This is a genomic window from Dietzia cercidiphylli (genome assembly GCF_014145145.1).
Lineage (GTDB): Bacteria > Actinomycetota > Actinomycetes > Mycobacteriales > Mycobacteriaceae > Dietzia > Dietzia natronolimnaea.
The window spans coordinates 1-2,609 of record NZ_JAALEA010000066.1 but is presented as its reverse complement, the minus strand read 5'-3'; the positions used below and the strand labels follow the sequence as shown (position 1 = coordinate 2,609).

The following is a 2,609-nucleotide window of genomic DNA, read 5'->3' as shown; positions in this document are numbered from 1 at the left end:
CCACGGCATGTTCGGGGTGCGCGGCTCCGGGGACACCTCCGGGTTCGGCGGGCTCGTGCGCCCCGTCGACATGCCGGGCGGTACCCGGCCGCCCGACGGGGGGGACGACGACGAGGTGGTCGCCGCGCTCGCCGCCGCACTGGCATCGCGGGGCGGAACGACCTTCGACGAGGCGGTGGAGAGCGTGGTGGTGCACGGAGGGCAGCTGACCCTGCACGTCCGGCGCCGACATCTGCCGGTGGTCGCGCTGACGCTCCGGGACGACCCCACTCTCCGCTTCGAGATGTCACTCGGGGCGAGCGGGGTCCACTACCCCGAGGCCGCGGGCCACGAACTCCACGTGGTCTACCCGCTCCAGTCGATCACCCACAACCGCCGGCTGCTCCTGGAGGTGTCGGCCCCCGACTCCGACCCGCACATCCCGACCCTGACCAGGATCTACCCGACCACCGACTGGCACGAGCGGGAGACCTACGACTTCTTCGGCGTCCACTTCGACGGACACCCCTCGCTCACCCGTATCCAGATGCCGGACGACTGGGAGGGCCACCCGCAGCGCAAGGACTATCCGCTCGGCGGTATCCCCGTGCAGTACAAGGGCGCGACCATCCCGCCCCCGGACCAGCGGAGGGCCTACAGCTGATGGCCGACAGAACCGACTCGGACACCGTCCTCACCGCGACCGGGCAGGACTGGGAGGCGATCAGCGACGCGGCACGGAACGCCGACGACGACCGCATCGTCGTCAACATGGGCCCCCAGCACCCGTCCACGCACGGGGTGCTGCGGCTCATCCTCGAGATCGAGGGCGAGACCGTCACCCGCGCGAGCTGCGGCATCGGCTACCTCCACACCGGCATCGAGAAGAACCTCGAGTACCGCTACTGGACCCAGGGCGTCACCTTCGTCACCCGGATGGACTACCTCTCGCCGTTCTTCAACGAGGTCGCCTACTGCCTCGGGGTGGAGCGGTTGCTCGGGATCACCGACCAGATCCCGGAGCGGGCGTCGGTCATCCGGGTGATGCTCATGGAGCTCAACCGGATCTCCTCGCACATGGTCGCGCTCGCCACCGGCGCCCTGGAGCTCGGCGCCAGTACCCCCATGCTGTTCGGGTTCCGCGAGCGGGAGATGGTCCTGGACGTCTTCGAGATCATCACCGGACTGCGGATGAACCACGCCTATGTCCGGCCCGGCGGGGTGGTCCAGGACCTACCGGACGAGGCCGTGCCCAAGGTCCGCGAGCTACTGGAGGTGATGCCCGGTCGCATCCGCGAGATGGAGCTCCTCTTGCGCCAGAACCCGATCTGGAAGATGCGGCTCGAGGGCGTGGGCTACCTCGACCTCACCGGATGCATCGCCCTCGGGGTGACCGGACCGGTGCTGCGGGCCAGCGGGCTACCCCACGACGTGCGCCGGACCGATCCGTACTGCGGGTACGAGACCTACGAGTTCGACGTGGTGACCGGGTCGGGCAGCGACTGCTACGACCGGTTCGTCATCCGGGTGGACGAGATGAAGGAGTCGCTGAGGATCGTCGAACAGTGCCTGGACCGGCTCGAGCCCGGCCCCGTGATGGTCGACGACCCCAAGATCGCGTGGCCCGCCCAGCTCAAGGTCGGCCCCGACGGCCTGGGCAACTCCGCCGAGCACGTCCGCCACATCATGGACAGCTCGATGGAGGCCCTGATACATCACTTCAAGCTGGTCACCGAGGGGTTCGCGGTGCCCCCGGGTCAGGTGTACGTGCCGGTCGAGTCGCCCCGCGGCGAGCTGGGAGTGCACATGGTCTCGGACGGCGGCACCCGCCCGTACCGAGTCCACTACCGCGATCCGTCGTTCACCAACCTGCAGGCTGTGGCCGCGATGTGCGAGGGCGGGATGCTCGCCGACGTGATCGCCGCCGTCGCCAGCATCGACCCGGTGATGGGGGGTGTCGACCGATGAGCGGCGAGCCGGTCTTCCTCCAGTTCGGTCAGAAGCCCGACGAGACGGGCGCGATCGTCCGCCCGGGCGCCCGGCGGACGTATCCGGACGAGGTCCTGGAGCGGCTGGCCACCGATGCCGCCGTGATCGTCTCCCGCTACCCGCAGGCCAGGTCGGCGCTGCTCCCGCTGCTGCACCTCGTGCAGGCGGAGGACGGGCACATCACCCCGGCCGGCATCGAGTTCTGCGCCCGGGTGCTCGACCTGACCGCGGCCGAGGTGATGGCGGTGGCGACGTTCTACTCGATGTATCGCCGGACGCCGACGGGCGACTACCTGGTGGGGGTGTGCACCAACACGCTCTGCGCGGTGATGGGCGGCGACGAGATCCTGGCCTCCCTCGCCGAGCACCTGGACCTCGACGGCCCCGGCACCACGGACGACGGCCGGGTGACCCTGGAGCACATCGAGTGCAACGCCGCCTGCGACTACGCCCCGGTGGTCATGGTCAACTGGGAGTTCTTCGACGACCAGACCCCGGCCTCGGCCCGGCGGGTGGTCGACGACCTGCGGGCCGGGCGGCCGGTGACCCCCACCCGTGGTGCCCCGCTGTGCACCTTCCGCGAGACGGCCCGCATCCTCGCGGGCTTCCCCGACCCGCGCCCCGGCGCCAATGACGGCGCG

Annotated in this window: 3 protein-coding genes; all 3 read left to right on the top strand. The window is 70.2% G+C overall.

The window, feature by feature from the left end; genetic code table 11:
* Positions 1 to 7: 7 nt before the first annotated feature.
* Entirely contained in the window at positions 8 to 643 is a 636-nt protein-coding gene (locus G6028_RS03120) for an NADH-quinone oxidoreductase subunit C (protein WP_241730501.1), read from the top strand.
* Entirely contained in the window at positions 643 to 1,947 is a 1,305-nt protein-coding gene (gene nuoD, locus G6028_RS03115; protein ID WP_182658019.1) for an NADH dehydrogenase (quinone) subunit D, read from the top strand. Before G6028_RS03120 ends, nuoD begins: the two co-directional genes overlap by 1 nt.
* A partial coding sequence (nuoE, locus tag G6028_RS03110) for an NADH-quinone oxidoreductase subunit NuoE (RefSeq protein ID WP_182658018.1) occupies positions 1,944 to 2,609 on the top strand: 666 nt, incomplete at its 3' end. The genes nuoD and nuoE, both read left to right, overlap by 4 nt.

Bases quoted from the DNA above. Each gene is read 5' to 3' on its own strand.
- nuoD (WP_182658019.1), top strand. From the start codon at position 643: ATGGCCGACAGAACCGACTCGGACACCGTCCTCACCGCGACCGGGCAG.
- G6028_RS03120 (WP_241730501.1), top strand. From the start codon at position 8: ATGTTCGGGGTGCGCGGCTCCGGGGACACCTCCGGGTTCGGCGGGCTC.